Raw genomic sequence first — 25,280 nt, 5'->3', positions numbered from 1 at the left:
GCTGGCTAGCGTGAACAGTGAACGCGTCGATGCGTACGGTGACTGTCCGGGGCTTGTCCACTGCTGTCCAGGCTGTCCGGACCCACCCCTGGGGTAGGGGTGCCGCGCCGCGAAGGGGTGACGGAAGGGTGCCGGTATGACGGTGGATGGCGGGGCGCAGCGACTCAAGAGCGAGGCGGACGAGCCGGGGTGGGAAGTCGACCCGGACGATGACTGGGGTGTGGCCGTAGTCGCCACCGTGGGAAGGCAGTTAAGGCTTCGCAGGGAGGCGGTGGGCATGCGTGCCGCCGAGGTGGGAGCCGCCACCGGCTACGGCGAGGACCTGATCTACAAGATCGAGAGCGGGAAGCGGATCCCCCGCCCCGAGTTCCTGGACAAGGCGGACGAGGTGCTGGGTGCGGGTGGCCTCCTCTCGGCCATGAAGGAGGACGTGGCGAAGGTCCGGTACCCGAAGAAGGTGCGCGCGCTGGCGAAGATGGAGGGGACGGCGGTGGAGATCGGGGTGTACGAGTGCAACATCATCGCCGGTCTGTTGCAGACGCCGGAGCACGCCAGGGCCGTGATCGAGGCGGCGCAGCCTCCGTACTCGCCGGATGACGTGGAGCGCATGGTGGCCGCTCGTGTGGCCCGGCAGTCGGTCTTCGAGCGGGACCCGGCTCCGTCGATTCACTTCGTGCTGGAAGAGGCACCGTTGCGCCGACGGGTGGGGGGCACAATGGTGTGGCGACGACAGCTCGAACATCTGCTGGAGGTGGGGCGGTTGCGCAACGTCACGCTTCAGGCCATGCCCACGGACACTGATGCTCACCCGGGACTGGACGGCCGGATCGAGCTGCTTAAGTTCCCGGACGGTACGGCGGTGGGACGCTCCGACGGTGCGTTCGGCGGGCGGCCGATCACTGATCCCAAGCAGCTGCGCATCCTTGAGCTGCGATATGGCACCATCCGGGCGCAGGCTTTCTCGCCGAGGGAGTCGCTGGCCTTCATCGAGCAACTGCTGGGAGAGACATGATCCACAAGGCTTCCGCCGGGGATGCCTCCGAACTGGCGTGGTTCAAGAGCAGCTACAGCGGTGGCACCGACGGCGAGTCCTGCATCGAGGTCGCCTGGCGCAAGAGCAGCTACAGCAGTGGCAGCGAAGGCGACTCCTGCGTCGAGGTCGCCGCCACCCCCCTCGCCGTCCACGTCCGTGACTCCAAGGACGTCGGTGGGCCGCAGTTCTCCGTCTCCGCCCGCTCCTGGGCCGGGTTCGTCGCCTACGCGACCGGCGGCTGACCGACCCCTCCCCTCCACGGCAACGCACAGCCTCCGCTCATGTCCCTGACAGGACCGGTGCCTAACGTCCGGGGGCATGAGCGAGAAGAGCGAACTCCAGGGGCCCGCGCACAAGAAGGACATGACGCGGCGCCGGATGATGGTGCTCGGCGGAGGGGCGGTGGTCGCCGCCGGGCTCGGGACCGCCGTGGTGACGTCGGCGTCCGCCGGGACGGCCGGCGAGGGCGGCGGGGCCAAGGGCAAGGGGCAGAGCGGGGACGTCTGTTACCGGCTGACCTCCGAGACCACCGAAGGTCCGTACTACATCGACGCGGACAAGATCCGCAGGGACATCACCGAGGACCGCGAGGGCATTCCGATGACCCTGCGCCTCAAGGTGATCGACTCCGACACCTGCAAGCCGCTGAAGGGTGCCGCCGTCGACATCTGGCACTGCGACGCCCTGGGCATCTACTCGGGGTACGAGAGCCTCAGCACGGGCGGCGGGGGCGGGGCCCCGGGCGGCGGCACCCCGCCGACCGGTACGCCCCCCACCGACGCGCCGACCGGACAGCCCACGGGCGCTCCTCCCACCGGGGGTCCCGGCGGTGGGGGCGGCGGCGGGCACGAGGAGCCCACGGACGACAAGCGGTACCTGCGGGGCACCCAGCTCACCGACAAGCACGGGTACGTGGAGTTCCGGACGGTCTTCCCCGGCTGGTACCGGGGGCGCTGCGTGCACGTCCACACCAAGGTGCACGTGGGCGGGAAGCTGACGAAGGCCGGGTACGAGGGCGGGCACACCTGCCACACCGGCCAGCTGTTCTTCGCCGAGAGTGCCGTGCTGGACTCCGCGAAGGTCGCGCCGTACTCCACCAGCACGACGGAGCGCACGACGCTCGACGACGACACCATCTATCCGGGCAACGGCGCCGCGGGCGGCCTGCTCACCCTCGCGTACCCCAAGGGGAAGATCGCCAAGGGCGTCCGCGCCACGCTCACCCTGGGCGTCGACCCCGACGAGACCCACACGGGCACCGACGCGGGAACACAGCCGGGAGCCTCCGCCTCGCCCGCCGCCTGACCCGGAACTCCGCCCCCGCCGGCGCGTGGGACGGCCGTGTCACCCGGAGGGGTGAAGGCCGAGGATTTCCCGCTGCGCCGACCGTGGCATATGCCAGCGTGCCTTTCATGGTGACCGATCCGGGAGGAGTCTGCCGTGAGCCTTCTGACCCAGGAGGGGTTCGAGGAACTCGCCCGTCTTGGCGAGCGGGTGGACGAGTCCCTGCGCCTTGAGTTCATCGGCGGCAGGATCTCGGAGAGGGCGTTGCCGGACGGCGATCACGGGCGGATCATCGAGTGGCTCACGCGCCTGTGCATTCAGGTCGACTCCGGCTGGTGGCTCTATCCCGATCATGGAGCTCGACACGGAGCCGCTGGGGAACTGGGTCGGCTGAGGTTTCCGGGCCGGTGGTCACACATCCCGGCTCCGCTCCGTCAGTGGGGTGTCCGGCCCGGTCGGGGCGGACACGGAGCAGGCCGAGGGAGCCGAAGAGATGGTCGCCGAGATGTCCACCACCGCCGTAGTCGTCACCGCTGTCGCCGCGTTCATGGCCGGGTTCTCGGGGGCGTCGATCTTCTTCAGGGCGACGTTCGTCGTCGAGCCGCTCGCCGAGTACGGGGTGCCGCGGTCGTGGTGGAACTGGCTGGGGGCGGCCAAGGCGGCGGGGGCCGTCGGGCTCGTCGTGGGGTTCTGGGTCCCGGTGATCGGCGTCCTGGCCGCGATCGGGCTGGTCCTGTACTTCGCGGGCGCCGTGATCACGGTGCTGCGGGCCAAGGCGTACGGCCACGCGGCCTTCCCGCTGATCTACATGGCCCCCGCCGCCGCGGCCCTCGCCCTGACCTGGTGACCCGCGAGGAAGACGAGAAGGCCGCCGCCCCGAGCACCGGGGCGGCGGCCTTCGCCGTACATCAGGCGGACGTCAGTCCTTCTTCTCCTCCAGGCGCGGGAAGAGCACCGCGCCCTTCGTCACCGTCGCGCCGGCGGGCAGCACGCCCCACGTGCCCGCGTCCTGGACCGGCTGGGCGGCCAGGGCACCGAGGGACGCCTCGGCGCCGAGGGAGTCCCAGAGGGCCTGCGAGGTCTCGGGCATGATCGGGTTGAGGAGGACGGCGACGCCGCGGAGGGACTCGGCGGCCGTGTAGAGGATGGTCGCCAGGCGGGCCTTGCCCTCCTCCGACTCGTCCTTCGCGACCTTCCACGGCTCCTGCTCCGTGATGTAGCCGTTGACCTGCTTCACGAAGTCGAAGATCGCCAGGATGCCGGCCTGGAAGTCCAGCTCCTCGCCGATCTTCGCGTCGGCGGTCGCGACGGCCTTGGCCAGGCCCTCGTGGATCGCCTTCTCCGCGTCGCCGTCGGCCGTCGCCGCGGGCAGCTCGCCGCCGAAGTACTTGCCGACCATGGCCGCCACGCGCGAGGCGAGGTTGCCGTAGTCGTTGGCCAGTTCGGAGGTGTAGCGGGCGGAGAAGTCCTCCCACGAGAACGAGCCGTCGCTGCCGAACGCGATCGCCCGCAGGAAGTACCAGCGGTACGCGTCGACGCCGAAGTGCGAGGTCAGGTCCTGCGGCTTGATGCCCGTCAGGTTCGACTTCGACATCTTCTCGCCGCCGACCATCAGCCAGCCGTTGGCCGCGACCCGGCCGGGGACCGGAAGGCCCTGCGCCATCAGCATCGCCGGCCAGATCACCGCGTGGAAGCGCAGGATGTCCTTGCCGACCAGGTGCACGTTCGCCGGGAAGGTCTCGTCGAACTTCGCCGGGTTCTCGTTGTAGCCGACCGCGGTGGCGTAGTTCAGCAGGGCGTCGACCCACACGTAGATGACGTGCTTGTCGTCCCACGGGATCGGGATGCCCCAGTCGAACGTAGAGCGCGAGATGGAGAGGTCCTGCAGACCCTGCTTGACGAAGTTCACGACCTCGTTGCGGGCCGACTCCGGCTGGATGAAGCCCGGGTTCGCCTCGTAGAACTCCAGCAGCTTCGGGCCGTACTCGCTCAGCTTGAAGAAGTAGTTCTCCTCCTTGAGGATCTCCACCGGCTTCTTGTGGATCGGGCACAGCTTGGTGCCGTCCTCGGCCTCGATGAGGTCGCCGGGGAGCTTGTACTCCTCACAGCCCACGCAGTACGGGCCCTCGTAGCCGCCCTTGTAGATCTCGTCCTTGTCGAACAGATCCTGGACGAACTCCTGCACGCGGTCCGTGTGACGCTTCTGCGTGGTGCGGATGAAGTCGTCGTTCGCGATGTTCAGGTGCTCCCAGAGGGGCTTCCACGCCTCCTCGACGAGCTTGTCGCACCATGCCTGGGGCGTGACGTCGTTCGCCTCGGCCGTGCGCATGATCTTCTGACCGTGCTCGTCCGTGCCGGTGAGGAACCACACCTTCTCGCCGCGCTGACGGTGCCAGCGCGTGAGCACGTCGCCTGCGACGGTCGTGTAGGCGTGGCCCAGGTGAGGAGCGTCGTTGACGTAGTAGATGGGGGTCGTGACGTAGTACGCCTTCGTCCCCTGCTTCTCGGATCCAGTGGCCGCCATGGCCGAAATCCTAACGGGCCGACGAAGCTCCCTTCACATCGATAAACCCCCGGCACCGGGGCCCGGGGGCGACGTGAGGAGGATGGGGGTCATGCGTGTACTCGTAGCCGAGGACGAGCGGGACCTCGCCGCGCTCCTCGCCACCGGACTGCGGCGGGCCGGCTTCGCCGTCGACACCGCCCACGACGGCCACGACGCACTGGAACGGCTCGCCCTCCACGCGTACGACGTCCTCGTCCTCGACCGCGACCTGCCCCGCGTCCACGGCGACGACGTCGCCCGCCGGCTCGTCGCCGCCGGCTCCCCCGTCCGGATCCTCATGCTCACCGCCGCCACCGCCGTCGAGGACCGCGTCCGGGGCCTCGACCTCGGCGCCGACGACTACCTCGGCAAGCCCTTCGAGTTCCCCGAGCTCGTCTCCCGCGTCCGGGCCCTGCGCCGCCGGGCCGCCCGCCCCGCGCTCCCGCCCCTCCTCGCCCGGGACGGCCTGCTCGTGGACACCGTCCGGCGGACCGCCACCCGCGACGGACGGGACCTCGACCTCACGCCCAAGGAGTTCTCCGTCCTCCAGATCCTCCTGGAGGCCGACGGCGCCGTCGTCTCCGCCGAGGAACTCCTCGAACGCGCCTGGGACGCCCACGCCGACCCCTTCACCGGCGCCGTCCGCGTCTGCATGAGCAAGCTGCGCGCCAAGCTCGGCGACCCGGGGCCCGTCCGGACCGTGCAGGGCGTCGGGTACGTCCTGTGAACGGCGGCCTGCTCGGCCCCGGGTCCACCATCCGCACCCGGATCGCCCTCGTCCACGGAGGCGTCTTCCTGGTCCTCGGAGCGGTTCTGCTCCTCCTGGTGAACGTGCTGGTCAGAGCTGGTACCCACGGCGAGGCCGAGGCGATCGTGGCACGGGCGGACGCCGTCACCGTCGTGCAGGCCGACCGGCTCGGCGACGACATCGGCCGGGCCGCCGGCGAACAGATGCTCATGTGGTCGGGCCTCGCCCTGCTCGTCGTCGCCTGCGTCGCCGTCGTCGTCGGCTGGTGGACCGCCGGGCGCGTCCTGCGGCCCGTCCACGAGATGACCGCCCGCGCGCGGCGGCTCTCCGAGCACACCCAGCACGTCGGCGTCCCCCCGGGCGGCGCCTGGGGACGGCTCGCCGTCCGCGGCCCCGACGACGAGCTCAAGGAACTCGGCGACACCCTCGACGCGCTCCTCGGCCGCCTGGAGACCGCCTTCGACAGCCGGCGCCTGTTCGTCGCCAACGCCTCCCACGAACTGCGCACCCCGCTCGCCGTCCAGCGCGCCGCGATCCAGATCGGACTCGACGACAGCTGCGAGGTCCGCGAGCTGCTCCTCGACACCAACCGGCGCAGCGAGCGCCTCATCGACGGACTGCTGCTCCTCGCCCGCGGCGAGCGCGGACTGCCCGAGCGGGAGGACGTGCCCCTCGGCGACGTCGTCACGGAGGAGTACCCGGACGCGCGCGTGGTCGCCGGGGGCGGAACCGTCCGGGGAAACCGGGTCCTGCTCGGACAGCTCGTCCGCAACCTCGTCGCGAACGCCGTCACCCACAACGTGCCCGGCGGCCTCGTCGACGTCCGGGTCGAGGCCGGCGTCCTCACCGTGCTCAACACCGGGCCCGTCGTCCGCGCGGCCGACGTCGAATGCCTCTTCGAACCCTTCCGGCGCGGAGCGGGCCGGGACCGGACCGGCCCCGGCGCCGGCCTCGGGCTCTCCATCGTCCGCTCGATCGCCGTCGCCCACGACGGCGCCGTCACCGCCGTCGCGCGGGACGCGGACGACGGCGGCGGCCTGGTGGTGACGGTGACCCTGCCGGTCGCCGCCACCACCTCCGGCGGTCAGAGCTCCAGGCCGGCCAGCAGTCCGCGGTAGAAGGCGGCGTGCGCCGTCTCCACCGGCGTCACGCCCGCGAAGTGCACCCCGGTGCCCGGCGTGCCGTCCAGCTTCCGCAGGAAGTCGAACGCCTTGTTCTCCTCCTCGCCCCAGACCACGAACCGCCACCGCAGCGGCCGGTCCGCGGCGTCGGCCAGCGCCTGCGCCGCCGCCGTCTTCGACTCCGGCGCGCCGTCCGTCTGGAAGACCACCACGGCCGGGCGGGTCGGGTCGGCCTTCTCGTGGTGGGCCAGGACCTCCTCCACCGCGCGGTGGTAGTTCGTCCGGCCCAGGCGGCCGAGCGTCCCGTTGATCTCCTCGACGCGGGTCGGCGTCAGCTCGGCCGGGGTCAGCTCGACCGTGCCGTCGATGTCCGTCGAGAAGAACACGGTCGTCACCGACGCGTCCTCGTCCAGGTGCGCCGCCAGCGCCACCGTCTGCTCGGCCAGCCGCTGCACCGAGCCGTCCTTGAAGTACCCGCGCATCGAACCGGACCGGTCCACCACCAGGTACACCGCGGCCCGCGCCCCGGTCAGCCCCTCCTTCTTCAGGGCCGCCCCCGCCGCCCTGTACGCCTCCGCCAGGTGCGGCGCCGCCGCCTTCAGCCTGGCCGCGGTGACCGCGGGCTTGCCCTCGGGCACGTCGGCGTCCACGGCGACGACCGGCTCCGGCTCCGGCTCCGGCTCCGGGGCCTCGGCCTCGGCCTCCGGCTCCGCCTCGGCGTCCGCCGTCGGCTCCTCGACGGCCTCCGGCTCCGGGGCCTCGACGGCCTCGGGCTCGGTCGCGTCGGCGGCGACGGCCGGCTCGTCGGCGGCGGCCACGGGCTCGGTCTCGGTCTCCGCAGCCACCGGCTCCGGCTCGGCCTCGGTCACGGCAGCCACCGGCTCCGGCTCGGCCTCGGTCACGGCAGCCACCGGCTCCGGCTCGGTCTCGGTCACGGCAGCCACTGGCTCCGGCTCGGCCTCGGTCACGGCAGCCACTGGCTCCGGCTCGGCCTCGGTCTCCGCAGCCACCGGCTCCGGCTCGGCCTCGGTCACGTCGGCGACCGGCTCGGGCTCGGCCTCTGCCTCTGCCTCTGCCTCGGGCTCCACGGCCTCGGCCTCGACGGCCTCCGGCTCCGGGGCCTCGACGGCCTCGGGCTCGGTCGCGTCGGCGGCGACGGCCGGCTCCTCGGTCTCGGCAGCGGTCTCGGCCGGGGTTTCGGCAGCGGCCGGCTCCTCGGCGGTCACCGGCTCCGTCTCCGTCTCCGCGATCACCGGCTCGGGCTCGGCTTCGGTCACGTCGGCGGCCGGCTCGGGCTCGGCTTCGGTCACGTCGGCGGCCGGCTCGGGCTCGGCTTCGGTCACGTCGGCGGCCGGCTCGGGCTCGGCCACCGGCTCCTCGGCAGCGGCCACGGGCTCGGTCTCCGTCACCACCGGCTCGTCGGCGGCGGCCACGGGCTCGGCCTCTGCAACCACCGGCTCCGGCTCGGTCTCCGCAACCACCGGCTCCTCGGCGGCGGCCACCGGCTCGGTCTCCGCGGCCACCGGCTCCGGCTCGGTCACGGCGGTGGCCGGTGCGGGGTCGGTCGGGGCCGTGCGGGCCTTGGGGACCTGGGGGTTGTCGAATGCCTCGGCGACCAGTTCGTCGGCTTTGCGACGAGCGGCGTCCTCGGGTGTGTCGGGGGACGTGGAGGAGGTCTCACGCGTCTGGGGCGGGACGGAGGTTGCCGGGGATTCCTCGCGGTCCCGGCCGAACACCTTGCGCAGCATGCTCCGAATACCCATGGGCGAACCCTTTCGCATGAGTGGGGGTGCGGTGTGAATGTCCGTACTGGGCGTTTCGGGACGTTCATCCCTGGCCAGGGCGGACACGTAAGGTTAGCGGCCACCCTCCACCTCCCCGATGACCCGGTCGCCCCCGGTTGCCGCGCATTCATTCGGCGTTCACGCGACGGCCGTCCCGGTGCCGAGGTGCGCACATAGCGTCGCGGCCGAAGGAATCCCGACAGCTTGTCGGCGCAGTGTGCGCCGGAGGAGGACGAAGTGCGCAAACTGCTGCCGCTGCTGAGCACGAACCCCCACGGAGGCGGCCGTTCCGCTCTCACCTGCCGCTACCGGTGCGGTGACGCCTGCTTCCACGAGGTGCCGAACACCAGCGACAACGCGTACGTCGGCGACGTCATAGCCGGGGTGCTGTCGCGCCGTTCGGCGCTGCGTGCCGCCGCCGTCGTGACGGTGGCGTCGGCCGCCGGCGGGGCCGTGGCCCTGGGCAACGCGCCCGCCGCGGAGGCGAAGCCGCAGTGGCCGGGGAAGCCGCAGCCGGCCGACGGCGCCCGCGGCCTGCGGTTCGCGCCCGTCGCGCCGAACACCGCGGACCGGGTGACGGTCCCGGAGGGCTACGCGCAGAACGTGGTCATCCGCTGGGGCGAGCCGATCCTGCGCGGCGCGCCCGCGTTCGACTCGGAGAAGCAGACGGCGAAGGCGCAGGCCGGCCAGTTCGGATACAACAACGACTTCCTGTCGCTGCTGCCGCTGCACGGCGAGCACGGGCGTCAGGTCCTCGTCGCGAACCACGAGTACACCGACGAGGTGCTGATGTTCCGCGGCTACGACGCCGCGAACCCGACCCGCGAGCAGGTGGAGGTCGCCTGGGCGGCGCACGGCCTGTCGGTCGTCGTCGTGCAGGAGGAGCACCGCACCGGGAAGCTCACCCCGGTCACCCGCCACCACCTGAACCGCCGCCTGCACACGACGAGCGAGTTCCGGGTGACCGGTCCCGCGGCCGGCAGCGACCTGCTGAAGACCTCCGCCGACCCGACGGGCCGCAAGGTCCTGGGCACGCTGAACAACTGCGCCGGCGGCACCACCCCGTGGGGCACGACGCTGCACGGCGAGGAGAACTTCAACCAGTACTTCGCCAACGGCAGCTCGGCCACCGACAAGCGCTACGGCGTCGGCACCGGGGCGACCGAGCGCAAGTGGGAGCGGTTCGACAAGCGCTTCGACCTCAAGCAGGAGCCGAACGAGGTCCACCGCTTCGGCTGGGTCGTCGAGCTCGACCCGTACGACCCCGAGTCGACGCCCCGCAAGCGCACCGCGCTCGGCCGCTTCAAGCACGAGGCCGCGCAGCCCCGGCTCACCGAGGACGGCCGTCCGGTCGTCTACATGGGCGACGACGAGCGGTTCGACTACTTCTACAAGTTCGTGTCGAGCCGGCGCATGAAGAAGGGGTCCTCGCGGGCGGCCCGCGAGCACAACCTGACGCTGCTGGACGAGGGCACGCTGTACGTCGCGAAGCTGACCGGCGACTCGCCGGCCGCCGAGATCGACGGCACCGGAAAGCTCCCGAACGACGGGGAGTTCGACGGTTCCGGCGTGTGGATCCCGCTGGCCACCGGCGACGTGTCGCACGTGCCGGGGATGACGGCCGAGGAGGTGTACGTCTTCACCCGTCTCGCCGGTGACAAGGTCGGGGCCACGAAGATGGACCGTCCCGAGGACGTCGAGCCGTCGCCGCGCAGCGGCCGGGTGTACGTGGCGCTGACGAACAACAGCGACCGCGGCAAGGCCGGCAAGGCGGCGGCGGACGAGGCGAACCCGCGCAACCTCAACAAGCACGGGCAGATCCTCGAACTCGCCGAGCACTGGGACGACCCGTCGAGCGACGGCTTCGCCTGGCGGCTGTTCCTCGTGGCGGGCGACCCGAACGACCCGGCGACCTACTTCGCGGGCTTCCCGAAGGAGAAGGTCTCCCCGATCTCCTGCCCGGACAACGTGGCCTTCGACCCGCACGGCAACCTCTGGATCTCCACGGACGGCAACCAGCTCGGCTCGCACGACGGCCTGTTCGGCGTCGCGACGCGCGGCGAGCGGCGCGGTGAGCTCAAGCAGTTCCTGACCGTGCCGAGGGGCGCCGAGACCTGCGGTCCGATCGTCCAGGACCGTCGGGTCCTGGTCGCCGTCCAGCACCCGGGCGAGATCGACGGCGCGTCCGTCGAGAAGCCCGCCTCGGTGTGGCCGGACGGACCGGGGAAGATCGTCCGTCCTTCGGTCGTCTCGGTCTGGCGGGTGGACGGCCGCGACATCGGCGTCTGATGACGGAGGGGGCCGGGGGCGGCGGCGTCACGCCACCCCCAGGCCCTCCCTGAAGCGGACGAACTGCTCCTCAGGGTCGCCCGTGTACGCCCAGGGCACCCAGGCGGCCCGGGTGCCGAGCATGCCGATCACCTCCCGGGCGATCTCCACCTGGCCCGCGTAGCAGGCGGCGTGGGCGAGGAAGTTGAGGTCGGCGACCTCCTCGGGCGCCACCGGCCGCTCCGGGTCCCGTCCGCCGATCCACCGGGCGTGCGTGCGGCGCAGCTCGGTCACCGCGAGTTCGTGCTTCCAGTGCTGGTCGAAGCCGCGCACCGGGCCGCGGCCGAGGGCCCCGTCGGCGATGTAGCGGTACTCCTCGACGCGGGCCACCTGGACGAGGACGGGCAGCGGGGAGCCGGGCGGGGCGACGCCCGCCGCGTCGCGGGCGAAGTCGTACATGCTGCCGTGGGTGCCGTGCCACCGCGCCGACCAGTACCGCAGCACCTGGATGTGGCCCTCGGTGTTGTACGGGTCGCGGCGCCGCAACTCGTCGAACCAGTGGCGCAGTTCGCGGCGGGGGACGCCGCCCTCGTAGAGCCGGGCCACGGACAGCAGGGACACCCACGGCATGGGGTCGGCGGGGGCGGCCTCGGCGGCGCCCCGGCAGGCGTCGACGGCGGCGTCGATGCGGCCCCGTTCGACGGCGGCGCCCCGGCCGGCGGCGATGGCCGCGTCGAAGACGCGCACCACCTCGGTCGCGGCCCGCAGCACGGCGGCGTCGGGGTTGCCGGGTTCGGCGGCCCGCCAGGTCTCGACGGTGGAGCTGCCGGCGGCGGCGTGCGAGAGGAGCCGCAGCCGGTGGGTGCGGCGCGCCCAGTCGGTCCCGGTGGCGGCGAGCAGGTCGCGTACGCCCTGCCAGCGGCCGATGACGATGTCGTGGCGCGCCTCGGTCAGCGCGCGGTCCCCGAAGTCCGGGTCGAAGTCGGGCGCGAAGCGCTCCTGGCGCGACGGTCGCACGGAGCGGCGGCGTACGGCCATCGGGGGCCTCCTTCGGGTTCGGCTGCCGTCAGAAGTCGTGGGGTGCCGGGTCCCGCGGTCTGCCGCGGGGCCGCGGCGGGTCAGAAGTCGGTCGCGTAGCTCTTCTCGTGGTCGCCGGTGCGGGCGCGGGGGGTGGCCGGGCCGGAGTCGCGGGTGGCGGCGAGGGCGCGGACGGCGTCGAGGCGGGCGGGGCGGTAGTAGTCGCTGCCCTTGCGCCAGTAGACGACGAGCGGGACGACGCCCAGGAGCAGTCCGCCCAGGCCGATGGCGAGGGCGGTGGTGGAGAGTTCGCCGAGGGACTCGACGAAGGCCCAGAGCATGAAGCCGGAGCCGAGCAGCGGCCACACCCCGCCGAGGAGCAGGTTCCGGACGGAGCGCAGCAGCAGCGACTTGTAGGCGACGGCGGCGGCGATGCCGGCGAGTCCGTAGTAGAAGGCGATCTGGAGGCCGATCGCGGCGACGGCGTCGCTGAGGATGCGCTGGACGGAGCCGGCGGCCGCGGCGGCGGCGAACATCAGGAGGGCGGCGCCGCCGACGGCGACGATCGCGACCCAGGGGGTGTTCCAGCGGCGGTGCACGGCGCCGAGCGCGGCGGGCAGGGTCCGGTCGCGACCCATGGCGAAGAGGGAGCGGGTGACCTGGAGGAGGGTGGTCTCCAGGGTGGCGACGGTCGACAGGACGACGGCCACGACGAGGAGTTTGCCGCCGACGCCGGGCCAGATCTCCTGGCCGAGGACGGCGAGGACGTTGGGTCCCGCGGTACGGATCTCCTCGGCGCTCAGCAGCACGTTGACGGCGACGGTGAACGCCTCGAAGAGGACGAAGACGAACCCGACGCCGACGAGGGCGGCGAGCCCGGCGGTGCGGCGGCTGTCGCGGGTCTCCTCGCTGAGGTTGCTGGTGACGTCCCAGCCCCAGTAGTAGAAGGCGGCGATCAGTGCGCCGGCGGCGAAGCCCTCGGGCCCGTCGAAGCGGGCGAGGCCGAACCAGGACCAGTCGAAGGCGGTGGCCCGTCCGCGGTGGGCGACGGCGGCGAGGACGAAGCCGAGCAGGATCAGCATCTCGATGCCGGACATGATCAGTTGCGCCCGGACGGTGAGCCGGGCGCCGCCGAGGACGACGAGCAGCATCAGCAGGAACCAGCCGGCGCCGACGGCGGCCGCGAGCGGGGTGCTGTCGGCGAGGTCCGGGTCGATCAGGGAGAGCGTGAGGGAGCCGGCGGGCAGGGAGCCGGCCACCATGAAGACGGTGGCGGCGAAGACGAGGGCCCAGCCGGAGAGGAAGCCGAGGAACGGGTGGAGGGTGCGGCCCACCCAGGAGTATCCGGCGCCCGCGTTGACGTCGATCCGGCCGAGGCGGGCGTAGGCGAGGACGATGCCGAGCATCGGTATCGCGCAGTAGAGCAGGGCCGCGGGGCCGCCGTAGCCGACCGCGCCGAAGAGGACGGCGGTGGTCGCGGCGAGGGAGTACGCCGGGGCACTGCCGGCGACGGCCATGACGATGGTGTCGAAGGTGCCGAGGACATTGGGCTGGAGCCCTCTGTTCGTGGTGGTGCGCATGGCGGGACCTCAGGACGCGGGGGGTGAGGCGGGGCGTGTGCGGCGGTGCGGTGCGGGGGCGGGGCGAAGTGGCCCGTGGGTCGCGCCGGTTGCCGGGGGCGGGCGCGGATCACGGTGAATTCGAGCGCATCGTAGTCGCCCGGGTGGAATCCGGTAACGGCGGCGGGGAAGGTTCCGTTCCGTGACCGCCGGTAAGTTCTCCCGTGCGCCCCCTGGGGGAGGTTTACCGCAGGTCGGGACTGGCGATGGCGCGGGCGGCGCGGACCTCCTGACGGAGCGGTTCGAGGACTCCGCTCTCGTCCCCCGGGAGCTCCGAGCGGACCCCCACGAGGGTCTCGGACGCCCGCAGCCCGTCCGCGAGTTCGCGCAGCTCCCGCTCCACGGCGCGGACCTCGGCGGCGTCGGGGGCGGGGGCGCCGTGGTGCACGCGGATGCGGGCCGCGGTCGTCGCGTCCACGATCCGCTCGACCGCCACGACCAGGGGCCACCAGGCGGCGGCCCGGGTGCCGGTGGGCGGCGGTTCGGTGAGCGCGCGCTGGAACTCGGAGCGGACGGACGACAGGTCCCGGTAGAGCTTGCGCCGGGCCCGGTGGCGTCCGGCCTGGTCGCCCTCGCCGCCGAAGGCCCGTGCCACGTAGGCGGCGGTGTCGGCGACGGCGTCCGCGAGCTTGTCCCCGATGCGGGTGTGCCACGACTCGGGCCACAGCAGGTAGCCGGCGACCAGGGCGATCCCGCAGCCGATGAGCGAGTCGTAGAGCCGGGGCATGACCAGGTGGAAGCCCTGGTGGTTGAGGGTGTCGGAGAGCAGCAGGATGACCGGGGTGATGGCCGCGGTCTGGAAGGCGTACCCCTTCGCGGAGAAGGCCGGGATCAGGGCGGCGAGGACCATCATCACGGGCACGTCCCACCAGCCGCGCGGCACCTCGGAGAGGACGAACGCGGCGAGGACGAGACCGGCGGCGGTGCCGGCGGCGCGGAGCACGGCCCGGGAGAACACCGAGCCGAAGTCGGGCTTCATGACGAACGTGACGGTGAGCGCCACCCAGTACGAGCGGGGCACGGCGATCAGCGACACGAGGGCCTGGGCGAGGCCGATGCAGAGGGCCAGCCGCAGGCCGTACCGCCAGGACGCCTCGGAGAACAGCACGGCGCGGGTGGCCCGGCGGGCCCGGACGCGGAGCGCGGCGGGCCTCCCGAGCCGGTCGTCGACGTTGTACGGGTCGGGGTCGGTCTTGTGGACGACGGCCGCCGCGTGGCGCAGGGCGTGGTCCACGGCCTTCTCGGCGGGCCGTTCGGGTGCGGGGAGGTCGAGGTCGGCGGCGCCGGTGCGGCCGTCCTCGACGGCGTCGGCCAGTTCCCTGACGGCCGCCGGGACCGCCGGGGGCAGCGGTCCGATCAGCCGGGCGCGCAGGTGGGCGGCGGGCGCGGCCTCCAGGAGCGGGATGAGGACGTTGAGCTGGGAGAGCAGCCGGACCAGGTGGGGGGCGCGGCCGTGCTGGCGGGCCCGGCGGGACAGGACCAGGTCGTAGGACTGGTTGAGGGAGGCGGTGACGGCCTGCCGCCGCTCGTCGTACGCGGACGTGCCGGTGGCCTCGTACAGCTCGGCGAGGGAGCGGTAGGTGGCGGCGACGGCGGCGCGTTCGGGGGCGGCGCGGCGCAGGGGCCAGCCGAGGAGGGTGAGCAGGAGGACGAACAGGCCGCCGAGGGTGAGCAGCAGCGGCGCCTTCCACCACGGTCCCGGCATCGGGAGGCCCGCGCCGACCACGCAGTTGAGCAGGAGCAGCAGCCCGGACACGGAGGCCACGGCGCCGATCGACGAGATCATCCCGGAGACCAGGGCGACGAGGGTGAGGACGGCGACGGCGACCCAGCCGTGGCCGAAGACGAGGGTCCCCAGGGTGACGCCCAGGGCGCCGAAGAGCTGGGGGAAGGCGATGTTGAAGATCCGCATCCGGTAGGCGTCGGCGGTGTCCCCGATGACTCCGGACAGGGCGCCCATGGAGACCAGCGCGCCGTACGCCGGCTGCCCGACGGCCAGTCCCACGGCCAGCGGGGCGGAGAGGGCGACGGAGGAGCGGACGACGGCGGCCCACGGGACGGGCGTCGGGGCGGGCTTCAGCCCGGCGGTGAGCCATGCGGGCGGGGTGAGCCGTACGGGCCGGGCGGGGCGTGCCATGCGCCCAACGTACTGGGCGCCGGCGGTTCGCCAGGCGCGGTCCCGGGCCGGACGGGGCTCATGCGCAGTCCCGGGCCGGACGGGGCTCGGTGCGGGGATCAGTTCCGGTAGGACTCGACCTCGGAGGCGGGGCGGAGCGCGGCGGTGTCCGGGTCCTCGCCGAACTCGGCCTTCGCGCGGCGCTGGCGCAGCAGGTCCCAGCACTGGTCGAGGCGCACCTCAAGGTCGGCGAGGCGGGCGCGCTCCTCGGGGAGGAGGCCGCCGGTGCGCTGCCGCAGGGCGCGCTCCTCCTCCACGAGGGCGCCGATGTCGTCCAGGATGTCCTCGTTGTCCATGCCTTCCAGCGTGGCGGATCAGCGCTCGCCGCGCAGGTCGAGATCGGCGAGGACGGCGCGGTGGTCGGAGCCGGCGACGTCGAGGAAGCGCACGTCGCGGACGCCGAAGTCGTCGCTGACCAGGACGTGGTCGATCTGGACGAACGGCGGCAGGGGGCCCTCGGCGGGCCAGGTGGGGGTGCGGCTCGCGCCCGTCGACCGGGCCGCGTCGCTCAGGTGCCCGGCGGTGAGGACGTCGCGGAAGGCGGCATGGTCCTGCGAGGCGTTGAAGTCGCCGGCGACGAGGGCGGGGCCGGTCCGCCGCGCGGCGACGTCCGCGACCCGGCCGAGTTCCCGCTTCCACAGGGGCACCTGGCCCGGGATCGGCGGCATGGGGTGGGCGAGCTGGAGGTCGACGGGGACGCCGGCGATGTCGGCGGTGGCACCGGGCATGCCCATGGTGGCGGGAATCTCCCGCCAGTCCCGCAGCGGGAAGGAGCTGAGCACCACGGAGCCGACGGAGCCGTCGGCCTCCACGGCCGCGTAGTGCGGGAGTTCGTCGGCGAAGGCCGTCGTCAGGGTGTTCTGGCAGGCGCGGTCGCACTCCGAGACGAAGACGAGCTGGGGGCGTTCGCGCCGGACGAGCCCGGCCAGCGCCTCGGTGCCCTGGCCGAACTCGACGTTGGAGGCGATGACCCTGACCCGCGCGAGCGGCGGGCCGTGGGGGACGGCCGCCCGCGGCGTGGAGGGAAGGGAGCTCCAGGCGACGGCGCCGAGCACGACGACGGCGGCGAGGGAGAGGGCGCGCCGGCGGGCGGCGGCGGCGAGGACCAGGCCGAGTCCGGCGGGGACGGCGAGCCAGGGGAGGAGGGAGAGGAACTGGGTGACGGGGGTGGTCGCGTCGGTGTCGAGCAGCCGGCTGCCGGCGACGACGGCGGGCCCGGCCAGGAGCAGCCCGGCGGCCCAGGCAACGAAGCGGTGCCTGGGCCGGAGGGGCGGCGGCCCGGAGGCCGGCGGGGTGCTCGTCAGGGGCCCGTGCGGGCGTACGGCCCCGGGCTCGGGCGCGGGCTCGGGCGCGGGTACGGCGGCAAGGACTCGGTCCACGCTTTTCAGTGTCGCAGGGCCTGTGAGATCTCCGCCTTGGTGGCACCGGTGAGGGTCCGGTTGCTGCGCGCGGTACCGGACTTGGACTTCCCCGGTTCGACGCCGTCGATGTTCAGGACGACCGCGTCGAGGAGGTTCCCTTCGGCGTCACGGAAGTTGACCATGACCGTGTAGTCGGCGGCCTTGTCCTTGGGGTTGGTCGCGGTGATCTCGGCGACCGTGCGGTCCCCGTCGGCCGTGGGGGTGCCGGCGCTGACGTCGCCGGTGGCGTTCACCCCGTCCTTGACCTCGTTCATCTTCTGCTCGGCCGCGGAGGCGGCGGCCGCCGTGGCCGAGGAGACGATGTCGCCGGCGGCGTCCTTGGCGGCGTCGCAGCCGCTGAGGGTGAGGAGCGCGGCTGCGGCGAGCGCGATCGCGGTGGTGCGTCTCGTGGGGGTCACGTGCCGCCCCTCAGAACGTCTCGTCCGTGCCGTACGCCTCGTCCGTGGCGAGCGCCCAGATCACGAAGATCGAGACGGCCATGGAGAAGAGCGCCCACCACGGCTGGTAGGGCAGGAAGAGGAACTGGAACAGGACGTTGAGCGAGGCGAGGGAGATGCCGGCGACCCGGCCCCACTCGGCGCCCCTGAGGATGCCGAAGCCGGCGACGGCGATGACGACCCCGAGGATCAGGTGGATCCAGCCCCAGGTGGTGAGGTCGAACTTGAAGACGTAGTCGCCGACGCGGGTGTAGACGTCGTCCTCGGCGATGCCGGCGATGCCCTGGAAGATGTCCATGAAGCCGGTGACGAGCATGAGGACGCCGGCGAAGAGGGTGCCGCCGGCGGCCCAGGCCCCCGAGGTGCTCTCCTTGGTGCCCGGCCGGCGGGGCGCGGTGTTCTGGCTCATGCCCCCATCGTGCGAGCACGCGTGCGATCGCGAACCTTCAGCTGGGCCGATCGAGTGAGCGCAGGAAGCGGTCGAGCGCCGCGTCGAACTCCTCGGGCCGCTCCAGGTTCGGCAGGTGCGCGGCCCGCTCGACGACGACCAGGGTCGAGTCGGGGAGCAGGGCGTGCATCTCCTCCGCGTCCGCGACCGGGGTGTACGTGTCGTCCCGGCCGACCACGACGAGCGCGGGCACCGCGACCGCGGTGAGCGTCTCCCGGTAGTCGGGGCGCTCGGCCCGCCCGCGCAGGGCGGCGGCCGCGGCGACGGGGTCGGTCGCGCACATCATGCGGTGGACGTGGCCCGCGGCGTGCGGGTTGTACGGGGCGACCATCCGGTCCAGCACCTCGTCGGCGTACCCGCGCATGCCCTCGGCGAGCAGCCGGTCGGCCATGGCGTTCCGGGCCTTCCTGCCGTCCTCGGTCTCGGCGGCGGGGAAGGTGTCGGCGAGGACGAGGCCGCGGACCCGGCCGGGGTGGCGGCGGTAGAGCTCCATCGCGATCTGGCCGCCCATGGAGAGGCCGGCGAGGACGCACTCCTCGATGCCCAGGGCGTCGAGGAGGCCGACGAGGTCCTCCGCGAAGTCGTCGAGGCCGGTGCGGGCCGTCCCGGCGCCGAGCGGGGTGGCGCCGTAACCGCGCAGGTCGGGGGCGACGACCCGGTGGGTGCGGGAGAAGCGGTCGATCTGCGGCCGCCACATCGTGTGGTCGAAGGGGTGGCCGTGGACGAGCAGGAGGGCGGGGCCCGAGCCCCGGTCCTCGTGGTGGATCCCGGCGTGGGCGGTGGGGATGGAGGGCATGCGGAAAGGCTAGGCAGCGCCTCTGACTCGGTGCAATAAGATCTTTGCTCTCGGTGCAATGGGAGGTTCCGGGTGGACGAGTACCGCAGGATCGCGGACCGGGTCGAGGCCGCCGTGCGCGACGGACGGCTGCGGCCCGGCGACCGGCTCCCGCCCCAGCGGGTCTTCGCCCGCCGCCACGGCATCGCCAACTCCACCGCGATCCGGGTCTACGGCGAACTCGCCCGCCGCGGACTGGTCGTCGGCGAGGTCGGACGCGGCACCTTCGTCCGCGCCGCGCCCCCGCTGCCCGGAGCCGCGCTCGCCGAGGCGACCGGCGCCGCCCCCGTCGACCTCCAGCTGAACTACCCCGTCGCGCCCGGCCAGTCGGAGCTGATGGCCCGCGCGCTCACCGCGCTCTCCCGGCCCGACGTCCTCGCCGAGGCCGTCTCCGGACCCGCCGCCGCCACCGGCACCCCGCAGGCCAGGGAGGCCGCCGCGGGCGTCCTCGCCCGCCCCGGCTGGACGCCCGACCCCGAGCGCGTCCTCTTCGCCGGCAACGGCCGGCAGGCCATCGCCGCCGCGCTCTCCGCCCTCGTCCCGCCCGGCGGCCGACTCGGCGTCGAGGCCCTCACCTACCCCCTGGTCAAAGCCGTCGCCGAACGCCTCGGCATCCGGCTCGTCCCGCTCGCCCTCGACGACGAGGGCGTCCGACCCGACGCCCTCGCCGCCGCCCACCGGGCCGCACCGCTCGCCGCCGTCTACCTCCAGCCGACGCTCCACAACCCGCTCTCCACGACCGCGGGCGAGGAACGCCGGGCCGCCCTCGCCGAACTGCTCCGCAGCCTCGACCTGACCGCCGTCGAGGACACCACCTGGGCCTTCCTCCTGCCGGACGCGCCCGCCCCGCTCGCCGCCCACGCCCCCGAACGCGTCCTCCTCGTGGACAGCCTCTCCAAGCGCCTCGCCCCCGGCCTCACCCTCGGATACCTCGTCGCGCCCGGACCCCTGCGCGCCGCCGTCGCCGACGCCCTGCGCTCCGGCGCCTGGACGGCCGGCGGCCTCGCCCTCGCGGCCGCCACCCGCTGGGCGGCCGACGGCACCGTCACCGAGGCCGCCGCGGCCAAACGGGCCGAGACGCGGGCCCGGCACGCCCTCGTCCTCCGCCGGCTCGACGGCCACGCCCTGCGCACCTCGCCGCACGCCTACTACTGCTGGTGGGAGCTGCCCGCACCCTGGCGGGCCGAGACCTTCACGGCCGCCGCGGCCGCCCGCGCCGGCGTCGCCGTGACCCCGGGCAGCGCCTTCGCCGTCGGCCCCGGCTCCGCCCCCGACGCCGTCCGCGTCGGCCTCGCCTCGCCGCCCCGCGAGGTCCTCGACGCGGCCCTCGCCCGGCTCGCGGCGCTGGCGGCCGAACCCGGCGCGCCCGCCGGCTGATCCACTTGCGGGCCGCCGGGCGCGGGTGTGCCCTGGAGGGTGCGGGACCAGGGGGGCGAGAGACGAAGGAGCTCCTGCCATGGCCGCACACGCAGCGGCGCCCGCCGGGCGCCGGATCACCACCCACGGCTGGGGAGGCCCGGTCGCCGTCGGCGTCCTCTACGGCCTCTACGCGGCCACCGTCGCCCGGCACGGCGGCCCGACCACGCTCGGACAGCTGTGGCTCGGCCTGATCTCCGCGATCGTCCTCGCCGTGGCGATCCGCACGCTCCACCGGCACGGCCGCCGCCTTCCCCGCGAGCTGCACGCCGCCGCCTGGGGCTCCCTGTCCGGCATCGCGGTCGGCTTCCTCTTCAGCCTCTCCGGCGCCAGCATCCTGTCCTCCAGCGGCCTCGGCCTCGCGTTCGGTGTGGTGAACGCGGTCGGTGCCTACTACATCTACTACACGCACGAGGACGCCCGGGGCCGTCCCGCGCCGTACTGATCCCCGCCCCCCGCCTCCGGGGCGCCGGACCCACGGGCCCGGCGCCCCGCCGCGTCCGGCCGCGGGTCCGCCGTGGCGGGACCGCGCGGGCCGACGGAGACTGGGAGGAGCGGCCTCCGGGAGGAGACGGGATGACCGACCTCGCCATCGAGACCGAGGGCCTGGTCAAGGTCTTCGGCACCAACCGCGCCGTCGACGGCGTCGACCTGCGCGTCCCCGCCGGCAGCGTCTACGGGGTCCTCGGACCCAACGGCGCCGGCAAGACCACCGCGGTGAAGATGCTCGCGACCCTGCTCCGCCCCGACGGCGGCCGGGCCAGCGTCTTCGGCAAGGACGTCGTCGCGGACGCCGACGCCGTGCGCGGCCGCGTCAGCCTCACCGGGCAGTACGCCTCCGTCGACGAGGACCTGACCGGCACCGAGAACCTCGTCCTGCTGGGCCGGCTCCTCGGCCACACCCGCCCCGCCGCCCGCGAGCGCTCCGCGCAGCTGCTCACCGCCTTCGGCCTGGAGGAGGCGGCCGACCGGCAGATCAAGAACTACTCGGGCGGCATGCGGCGGCGCATCGACATCGCCGCCTCCATCCTCAACACCCCCGACCTGCTCTTCCTCGACGAGCCCACGACCGGGCTCGACCCCCGCAGCCGCAACCAGGTCTGGGACATCGTCCGCGCGGTGGTCGCCCAGGGCACCACCGTCATGCTCACCACCCAGTACCTGGACGAGGCGGACCGGCTGGCCTCCCGCATCGCCGTCATCGACCACGGGAAGGTGATCGCGGAGGGCACCAAGGGCGAGCTGAAGGCGTCCGTCGGCTCCGGATCGGTGCACGTGCGGCTCCGGGACGCCGGTCAGCGGCCGGCGGCGGAGCGGGTCCTCGGGGAGGCCCTGAAGGCCGGCGTCCAGCTCGACCCCGACCCGGTCGCGCTCACCGCCACGGTCGACGGCCACGGCACGGACCTCGGCGCCGCCGAGCAGGCCGCGCGGGCGCTCGCGGAGCTCGCGCGGGCCGGGATCACCGTCGACGACTTCGCGCTCGGACAGCCCAGCCTCGACGAGGTGTTCCTGGCGCTGACGGACAGGAAGGGAACGACGGCATGACCACCGTCACCACCGGCAAGGACAAACGGGCCGCCGACACCGCCGAGTTCGTCGCCCCCCGGGCCGACGAACTCGCCGCGCTGCTCGTGGGACGCTCCCGCCCGCCGCGCCCGAGCGCCCTCTCCGCCTCGATGACCTTCGGCTGGCGGGCCATGCTCAAGATCAAGCACGTGCCGGAGCAGCTGTTCGACGTGACGGCGTTCCCGATCATGATGGTGGTGATGTACACGTACCTCTTCGGGGGTGCGCTGGCCGGCTCGGTCTCCTCGTACATCCAGTTCCTGCTGCCCGGCATCCTCGTGATGAGCGTCGTGATGATCACGATGTACACCGGGGTCTCCGTGAACACCGACATCGAGAAGGGCGTCTTCGACCGCTTCCGCACGCTGCCCATCTGGCGGCCCGCGCCGATGGTCGGCTATCTCCTCGGCGACGTCGTGCGCTATCTGATCGCCTCGGTCGTGATGCTGACGGTCGGGATGCTCATCGGCTACCGGCCGGACGGCGGGGTCGTCGGCGTGGCGCTCGGGGTCGTGCTGCTGCTGGTGTTCTCGTTCGCGTTCTCGTGGATCTGGACCATGTTCGGGCTGCTGCTGCGCAGCGAGAAGTCCGTCATGGGCGTCTCGATGATGGTGATCTTCCCGCTGACGTTCCTGTCGAACGTCTTCGTCGACCCGAGCACGATGCCGGGCTGGCTCCAGGCGTTCGTGAACAACAACCCGGTGACCCATCTGGCATCGGCGGTGCGGGACCTGATGGCGGGCGGCTGGCCGGGCGCCGACATCGCCTGGACGCTGGGCTGGTCGGCGCTGTTCGTGGTCGTCTTCGGCGCGGTGACGATGCGGCTCTACAACCGCGCGTAGGAGGAGGTCCGTTCGCGGCGTGCCTCCCCGGGGTCACTTGCCCCGCGGGGTGGTCTGCTGGACCGCCCAGCGGTTGCCGTCCGGGTCGGCGAAGTAGACGAACGAGCCCCAGGGCCGGTCGTCGATGGCGCTTGCCTCCACACCCCGGGCGGTGAGGTCGGCGTGGGCCTCCTCGATGTCCGCGACGACGACCTGCATGTTGTCGAGGGACCCCGGGGCCATCTCCGTGATGCCCTTGCCGAAGGCGATCGAGCAGGCCGAGCCCGGCGGGGTCATCTGCACGAAGCGGATGTCCTCGCTCACCGGGATGTCGTGGTCGGTGTGGAACCCGACCCGCTCGTAGAACGCCTTGGCCCGGTCGATGTCGGTGACGGGCACGCCGATCAGTTCCAGCTTGATGTCCATGAGGGCATCATGCTCCCGGCGACCGGCCGGCGCACGGCGTGCGGGGCGGCCGGACGCGGTGTCCGGCCCGCCGGTCAGGCCGACTCCTCCACGCCGTCGACCTCGCCCCGCACGACCACCACCGGGCACGTCGCGTGCTGGGTGACGTGGGAGGAGACCGAGCCCAGCATCGCCGCCTTGAAGCCGCTGTAGCCGCGGTCGCCGACGACGAGCAGGCTCGCGCCCTTCGCGGCGTCGAGCAGGGCCTGCGGGGCGTTCCCGCCGACGACCGTCCGGGTGGCGGCGGCGGCGACCGGCGGGTCGAGGACCTTGTCCAGCGACTCGGCGAGGATCTGCTTGGCGAGCTGCTCCGGGTCGAACTCCGGGATCGGGCCCGGCATCAGCGTCGCCCAGGAGGCCGGGTACTCCCAGCTGATCACCGTCTGCAGCGTGTCCCCGGTCAGGGCGGCCTGCGCGGCCGCCCACCTCAGCGCCTTGAGGGAGGGCGCCGATCCGTCGACGCCCACCACGATCCTGCCGGCCATCGCCGACCTCCGTTCGTTGTACGGCACATCAGAACGATCCGCCCCCAACGTAACAAACAGGATCAATCGAGGCGAAGGTCGGCCAGCTGCCGCTCGAAGGGGACGACCTCGTCCTCGTCGGGCGTCCTCGCCGGCCGCGCCGCGACCGCGTCGGCCAGCTCCTGGCCGGCCCGTGTGATCCGGGCGGGCAGGCCCTGGGTGTACGCGTCGCCGTCCGAACCCCAGTCCTCCGAGGCCGCGTAGACGGCGGTCGGCACGGTCAGGGCGCGCAGGTAGGCGAAGAGCGGCCGCAGGGCGTGGTCGAGGACCAGCGAGTGCCGGGCGGTGCCGCCGGTCGCCCCGATCAGGACCGGGGTGCCGGTCAGCGCGGCCGGGTCGATCAGGTCGAAGAACGACTTGAACAGCCCGCTGTACGAGGCCGTGAAGACCGGGGTCACCGCGATGACCCCGTCCGCGCCGGTCACCGCGTCGATGGCCTCCTGGAGCCTCTCCGAGGGGAAGCCCGTGACGAAGTTCTTCGCGATGTCGAGGGCCAGGTCGCGCAGTTCGACCACCTGGACGTCGACGGCGTACTCCTGCTCGGCGAGCCGGTACCGGGCCGCCTGGAGCAGCCGGTCGGCGAGCAGCCGGGTGGAGGACGGCGCGCTGAGTCCGGCGGACACGGCGACCAGCTTCAACGTCCGCATGGCGTCAGACCTCCTCGGTGGTGCGGGTGACGGCGGGGTGGAGCGGGGCGGTCTCCGGCACTCCGGCCGGCCGCAGGTTCGCGAACTCCTTGCGCAGGACCGGGACGACCTCCTCGCCGAGGAGGTCGAGCTGCTCCAGGACGGTCTTGAGGGGCAGTCCGGCGTGGTCGACCAGGAACAGCTGGCGCTGGTAGTCGCCCACGTAGTCGCGGAAGGAGAGGGTGCGCTCGATGACCTCCTGCGGGGAGCCGACGGTCAGCGGGGTCTCCCGGGTGAACTCCTCCAGGGACGGGCCGTGGCCGTAGACCGGCGCGTTGTCGAAGTAGGGCCGGAACTCGCGTATCGCGTCCTGCGAGTTCCTGCGCAGGAAGACCTGGCCGCCGAGGCCGACGATCGCCTGCTCGGGGGTGCCGTGCCCGTAGTGCGCGTACCGCTGCCGGTAGAGGCGGACCATCTTCTCGGTGTGCTGCTTGGGCCAGAAGATGTGGTTCGCGAAGAACCCGTCGCCGTAGTACGCGGCCTGCTCGGCGATCTCGGGCGAGCGGATGGAGCCGTGCCAGACGAACGGCGGGACGCCGTCGAGCGGGCGGGGGGTGGAGGTGAAGCCCTGCAGGGCGGAGCGGAACTTGCCCTCCCAGTCGACCACGTCCTCCCTCCACAGCCTGTGGAGGAGCGCGTAGTTCTCGATGGCGAGCGGGATGCCCTGGCGGATGTCCTGGCCGAACCACGGGTAGACCGGGCCGGTGTTGCCGCGGCCCATCATCAGGTCGACGCGGCCGTCGGCGAGGTGCTGGAGGGTCGCGTAGTCCTCGGCGATCTTCACCGGGTCGTTGGTGGTGATCAGCGTCGTGGACGTGGAGAGGACCAGGTTCTCGGTGCGGGCCGCGATGTGCCCGAGGAGGGTGGTGGGGGAGGACGGCACGAACGGCGGGTTGTGGTGCTCGCCGGTCGCGAAGACGTCCAGGCCGACCTCCTCCGCCTTGAGCGCGATGGCGACGGTGTTCTTGATGCGCTCGTGCTCGGTGGGGGTGCGGCCGGTGGTGGGGTCGGTCGTCACGTCGCCGACGGTGAAGATCCCGAACTGCATCGTGCTCACCTCTCGCGG

At 73.1% G+C, this 25,280-nt stretch carries 25 protein-coding genes; 11 read left to right on the top strand and 14 right to left on the bottom strand.

Going from position 1 to position 25,280, the window contains the following annotated elements; all coding sequences use genetic code 11:
• Nucleotides 1–136 precede the first annotated feature (136 nt).
• From AB0424_RS07410 to AB0424_RS07395, 4 genes are all read left to right on the top strand, one after another.
• Nucleotides 137–1,012, top strand: a complete 876-nt coding sequence (locus AB0424_RS07410) for a helix-turn-helix transcriptional regulator (RefSeq protein WP_366302862.1) — start codon at nt 137–139, stop codon at nt 1,010–1,012.
• Nucleotides 1,009–1,275: a DUF397 domain-containing protein gene (locus AB0424_RS07405; protein WP_366302860.1), complete on the top strand. Its 267-nt coding sequence runs from the start codon at nt 1,009–1,011 to the stop codon at nt 1,273–1,275. The genes AB0424_RS07410 and AB0424_RS07405 overlap by 4 nt, the downstream gene beginning before the upstream one ends.
• A 76-nt stretch (nt 1,276–1,351) precedes the next feature.
• Nucleotides 1,352–2,338: an intradiol ring-cleavage dioxygenase gene (locus tag AB0424_RS07400; RefSeq protein WP_366302858.1), complete on the top strand. Its 987-nt coding sequence runs from the start codon at nt 1,352–1,354 to the stop codon at nt 2,336–2,338.
• Nucleotides 2,339–2,810: 472 nt separating this feature from the next.
• The gene (locus tag AB0424_RS07395; protein ID WP_366302857.1) at nt 2,811–3,164 is read left to right on the top strand and encodes a DoxX family protein; all 354 of its coding nucleotides are present in this window, start codon (nt 2,811–2,813) and stop codon (nt 3,162–3,164) included.
• A gap of 72 nt (nt 3,165–3,236) precedes the next feature.
• Here the strand turns inward: AB0424_RS07395 and metG are convergent, their stop codons facing one another.
• The gene (gene metG / locus AB0424_RS07390; protein WP_366302855.1) at nt 3,237–4,841 is read right to left on the bottom strand and encodes a methionine--tRNA ligase; all 1,605 of its coding nucleotides are present in this window, start codon (nt 4,839–4,841) and stop codon (nt 3,237–3,239) included.
• A gap of 91 nt (nt 4,842–4,932) precedes the next feature.
• On the opposite strand from metG, the gene AB0424_RS07385 reads away from it, so the two are divergent.
• Together AB0424_RS07385 and AB0424_RS07380 are read left to right on the top strand one after the other, a co-directional pair.
• Entirely contained in the window at nt 4,933–5,589 is a 657-nt protein-coding gene (locus AB0424_RS07385) for a response regulator transcription factor (RefSeq protein ID WP_366302853.1), read from the top strand.
• The gene (locus tag AB0424_RS07380; protein WP_366302851.1) at nt 5,586–6,728 is read left to right on the top strand and encodes an ATP-binding protein; all 1,143 of its coding nucleotides are present in this window, start codon (nt 5,586–5,588) and stop codon (nt 6,726–6,728) included. The genes AB0424_RS07385 and AB0424_RS07380 overlap by 4 nt, the downstream gene beginning before the upstream one ends.
• On the opposite strand, the gene AB0424_RS07375 is transcribed toward AB0424_RS07380, so the two are convergent.
• Nucleotides 6,695–8,494, bottom strand: coding sequence for a VWA domain-containing protein (locus AB0424_RS07375; protein ID WP_366302849.1), 1,800 nt, complete (start codon nt 8,492–8,494; stop codon nt 6,695–6,697). The two genes, AB0424_RS07380 and AB0424_RS07375, sit on opposite strands and share 34 nt — an antisense overlap.
• 258 nt (nt 8,495–8,752) lie before the next feature.
• Between AB0424_RS07375 and AB0424_RS07370 the strand changes: the two genes are divergently transcribed.
• A complete protein-coding gene (locus AB0424_RS07370) occupies nt 8,753–10,804 on the top strand; it encodes a PhoX family protein (RefSeq protein WP_366302847.1) in 2,052 nt (683 codons plus the stop codon).
• Nucleotides 10,805–10,831: 27 nt separating this feature from the next.
• On the opposite strand, the gene AB0424_RS07365 is transcribed toward AB0424_RS07370, so the two are convergent.
• The 8 genes from AB0424_RS07365 to AB0424_RS07330 form a co-directional block, all read right to left on the bottom strand.
• On the bottom strand, nt 10,832–11,821 hold the full coding sequence (locus AB0424_RS07365) for a hypothetical protein (RefSeq protein WP_366302845.1): 990 nt from the start codon (nt 11,819–11,821) through the stop codon (nt 10,832–10,834).
• Nucleotides 11,822–11,901: 80 nt separating this feature from the next.
• A complete protein-coding gene (locus AB0424_RS07360; protein WP_366302843.1) occupies nt 11,902–13,380 on the bottom strand; it encodes an APC family permease in 1,479 nt (492 codons plus the stop codon).
• 223 nt (nt 13,381–13,603) lie between these two features.
• A complete protein-coding gene (locus AB0424_RS07355; protein WP_366302841.1) occupies nt 13,604–15,556 on the bottom strand; it encodes an FUSC family protein in 1,953 nt (650 codons plus the stop codon).
• Nucleotides 15,557–15,654: 98 nt separating this feature from the next.
• The gene (locus AB0424_RS07350; RefSeq protein WP_366302839.1) at nt 15,655–15,891 is read right to left on the bottom strand and encodes a DUF2630 family protein; all 237 of its coding nucleotides are present in this window, start codon (nt 15,889–15,891) and stop codon (nt 15,655–15,657) included.
• A gap of 18 nt (nt 15,892–15,909) precedes the next feature.
• Nucleotides 15,910–16,974: an endonuclease/exonuclease/phosphatase family protein gene (locus AB0424_RS07345; protein ID WP_366302837.1), complete on the bottom strand. Its 1,065-nt coding sequence runs from the start codon at nt 16,972–16,974 to the stop codon at nt 15,910–15,912.
• Nucleotides 16,975–16,979: 5 nt separating this feature from the next.
• Nucleotides 16,980–17,414, bottom strand: coding sequence for a hypothetical protein (locus tag AB0424_RS07340; protein ID WP_366302835.1), 435 nt, complete (start codon nt 17,412–17,414; stop codon nt 16,980–16,982).
• Nucleotides 17,415–17,424: 10 nt separating this feature from the next.
• Nucleotides 17,425–17,862, bottom strand: coding sequence for a hypothetical protein (locus AB0424_RS07335; protein ID WP_366302833.1), 438 nt, complete (start codon nt 17,860–17,862; stop codon nt 17,425–17,427).
• A gap of 37 nt (nt 17,863–17,899) precedes the next feature.
• Nucleotides 17,900–18,697: an alpha/beta hydrolase gene (locus AB0424_RS07330; protein WP_366302831.1), complete on the bottom strand. Its 798-nt coding sequence runs from the start codon at nt 18,695–18,697 to the stop codon at nt 17,900–17,902.
• A gap of 72 nt (nt 18,698–18,769) precedes the next feature.
• On the opposite strand from AB0424_RS07330, the gene AB0424_RS07325 reads away from it, so the two are divergent.
• The 4 genes from AB0424_RS07325 (at nt 18,770) to AB0424_RS07310 (ending at nt 22,560) form a co-directional block, all read left to right on the top strand.
• Complete coding sequence (locus tag AB0424_RS07325) at nt 18,770–20,113, top strand: PLP-dependent aminotransferase family protein (protein ID WP_366302829.1); 1,344 nt, start codon at nt 18,770–18,772, stop codon at nt 20,111–20,113.
• Between the two features lie 79 nt (nt 20,114–20,192).
• The gene (locus AB0424_RS07320) at nt 20,193–20,597 is read left to right on the top strand and encodes a hypothetical protein (protein WP_366302827.1); all 405 of its coding nucleotides are present in this window, start codon (nt 20,193–20,195) and stop codon (nt 20,595–20,597) included.
• A gap of 131 nt (nt 20,598–20,728) precedes the next feature.
• Nucleotides 20,729–21,697: an ATP-binding cassette domain-containing protein gene (locus tag AB0424_RS07315; RefSeq protein WP_366302825.1), complete on the top strand. Its 969-nt coding sequence runs from the start codon at nt 20,729–20,731 to the stop codon at nt 21,695–21,697.
• A complete protein-coding gene (locus tag AB0424_RS07310) occupies nt 21,694–22,560 on the top strand; it encodes an ABC transporter permease (RefSeq protein WP_366302823.1) in 867 nt (288 codons plus the stop codon). The genes AB0424_RS07315 and AB0424_RS07310 overlap by 4 nt, the downstream gene beginning before the upstream one ends.
• Nucleotides 22,561–22,593: 33 nt before the next feature.
• Here AB0424_RS07310 and AB0424_RS07305 read toward each other — a convergent pair whose 3' ends face one another.
• From AB0424_RS07305 to AB0424_RS07290, 4 genes are all read right to left on the bottom strand, one after another.
• Nucleotides 22,594–22,965 (bottom strand): VOC family protein, encoded by a 372-nt coding sequence (locus tag AB0424_RS07305; protein WP_366302821.1) that lies wholly within the window; start codon nt 22,963–22,965, stop codon nt 22,594–22,596.
• Between the two features lie 74 nt (nt 22,966–23,039).
• Entirely contained in the window at nt 23,040–23,489 is a 450-nt protein-coding gene (locus tag AB0424_RS07300; RefSeq protein WP_366302819.1) for a universal stress protein, read from the bottom strand.
• 62 nt (nt 23,490–23,551) lie between these two features.
• Nucleotides 23,552–24,175, bottom strand: a complete 624-nt coding sequence (locus tag AB0424_RS07295; RefSeq protein WP_366302817.1) for an FMN reductase — start codon at nt 24,173–24,175, stop codon at nt 23,552–23,554.
• A 4-nt stretch (nt 24,176–24,179) separates the two neighbouring features.
• Complete coding sequence (locus AB0424_RS07290) at nt 24,180–25,262, bottom strand: LLM class flavin-dependent oxidoreductase (RefSeq protein WP_366302815.1); 1,083 nt, start codon at nt 25,260–25,262, stop codon at nt 24,180–24,182.
• Between the last annotated feature and the right edge of the window lie 18 nt (nt 25,263–25,280).

Source organism: Streptomyces sp. NPDC051180 (genome assembly GCF_040689545.1).
In the GTDB taxonomy this organism is placed as follows: Bacteria; Actinomycetota; Actinomycetes; order Streptomycetales; family Streptomycetaceae; genus Streptomyces.
Note: the sequence above shows the minus strand (reverse complement) of the source record. Positions and strands in the feature narration are given on the sequence as shown.

What these genes read in the sequence shown, in the direction of transcription:
- AB0424_RS07410 (WP_366302862.1), top strand. Translation starts at nt 137, where the DNA reads ATGACGGTGGATGGCGGGGCGCAGCGACTCAAGAGCGAGGCGGACGAG.
- AB0424_RS07405 (WP_366302860.1), top strand. Translation starts at nt 1,009, where the DNA reads ATGATCCACAAGGCTTCCGCCGGGGATGCCTCCGAACTGGCGTGGTTC.
- AB0424_RS07400 (WP_366302858.1), top strand. Translation starts at nt 1,352, where the DNA reads ATGAGCGAGAAGAGCGAACTCCAGGGGCCCGCGCACAAGAAGGACATG.
- AB0424_RS07395 (WP_366302857.1), top strand. Translation starts at nt 2,811, where the DNA reads ATGGTCGCCGAGATGTCCACCACCGCCGTAGTCGTCACCGCTGTCGCC.
- metG (WP_366302855.1), bottom strand. Translation starts at nt 4,841, where the DNA reads ATGGCGGCCACTGGATCCGAGAAGCAGGGGACGAAGGCGTACTACGTC.
- AB0424_RS07385 (WP_366302853.1), top strand. Translation starts at nt 4,933, where the DNA reads ATGCGTGTACTCGTAGCCGAGGACGAGCGGGACCTCGCCGCGCTCCTC.
- AB0424_RS07375 (WP_366302849.1), bottom strand. Translation starts at nt 8,494, where the DNA reads ATGGGTATTCGGAGCATGCTGCGCAAGGTGTTCGGCCGGGACCGCGAG.
- AB0424_RS07365 (WP_366302845.1), bottom strand. Translation starts at nt 11,821, where the DNA reads ATGGCCGTACGCCGCCGCTCCGTGCGACCGTCGCGCCAGGAGCGCTTC.
- AB0424_RS07360 (WP_366302843.1), bottom strand. Translation starts at nt 13,380, where the DNA reads ATGCGCACCACCACGAACAGAGGGCTCCAGCCCAATGTCCTCGGCACC.
- AB0424_RS07355 (WP_366302841.1), bottom strand. Translation starts at nt 15,556, where the DNA reads ATGGCACGCCCCGCCCGGCCCGTACGGCTCACCCCGCCCGCATGGCTC.
- AB0424_RS07350 (WP_366302839.1), bottom strand. Translation starts at nt 15,891, where the DNA reads ATGGACAACGAGGACATCCTGGACGACATCGGCGCCCTCGTGGAGGAG.
- AB0424_RS07335 (WP_366302833.1), bottom strand. Translation starts at nt 17,862, where the DNA reads ATGAGCCAGAACACCGCGCCCCGCCGGCCGGGCACCAAGGAGAGCACC.
- AB0424_RS07330 (WP_366302831.1), bottom strand. Translation starts at nt 18,697, where the DNA reads ATGCCCTCCATCCCCACCGCCCACGCCGGGATCCACCACGAGGACCGG.
- AB0424_RS07320 (WP_366302827.1), top strand. Translation starts at nt 20,193, where the DNA reads ATGGCCGCACACGCAGCGGCGCCCGCCGGGCGCCGGATCACCACCCAC.
- AB0424_RS07315 (WP_366302825.1), top strand. Translation starts at nt 20,729, where the DNA reads ATGACCGACCTCGCCATCGAGACCGAGGGCCTGGTCAAGGTCTTCGGC.
- AB0424_RS07310 (WP_366302823.1), top strand. Translation starts at nt 21,694, where the DNA reads ATGACCACCGTCACCACCGGCAAGGACAAACGGGCCGCCGACACCGCC.
- AB0424_RS07305 (WP_366302821.1), bottom strand. Translation starts at nt 22,965, where the DNA reads ATGGACATCAAGCTGGAACTGATCGGCGTGCCCGTCACCGACATCGAC.
- AB0424_RS07300 (WP_366302819.1), bottom strand. Translation starts at nt 23,489, where the DNA reads ATGGCCGGCAGGATCGTGGTGGGCGTCGACGGATCGGCGCCCTCCCTC.
- AB0424_RS07295 (WP_366302817.1), bottom strand. Translation starts at nt 24,175, where the DNA reads ATGCGGACGTTGAAGCTGGTCGCCGTGTCCGCCGGACTCAGCGCGCCG.
- AB0424_RS07290 (WP_366302815.1), bottom strand. Translation starts at nt 25,262, where the DNA reads ATGCAGTTCGGGATCTTCACCGTCGGCGACGTGACGACCGACCCCACC.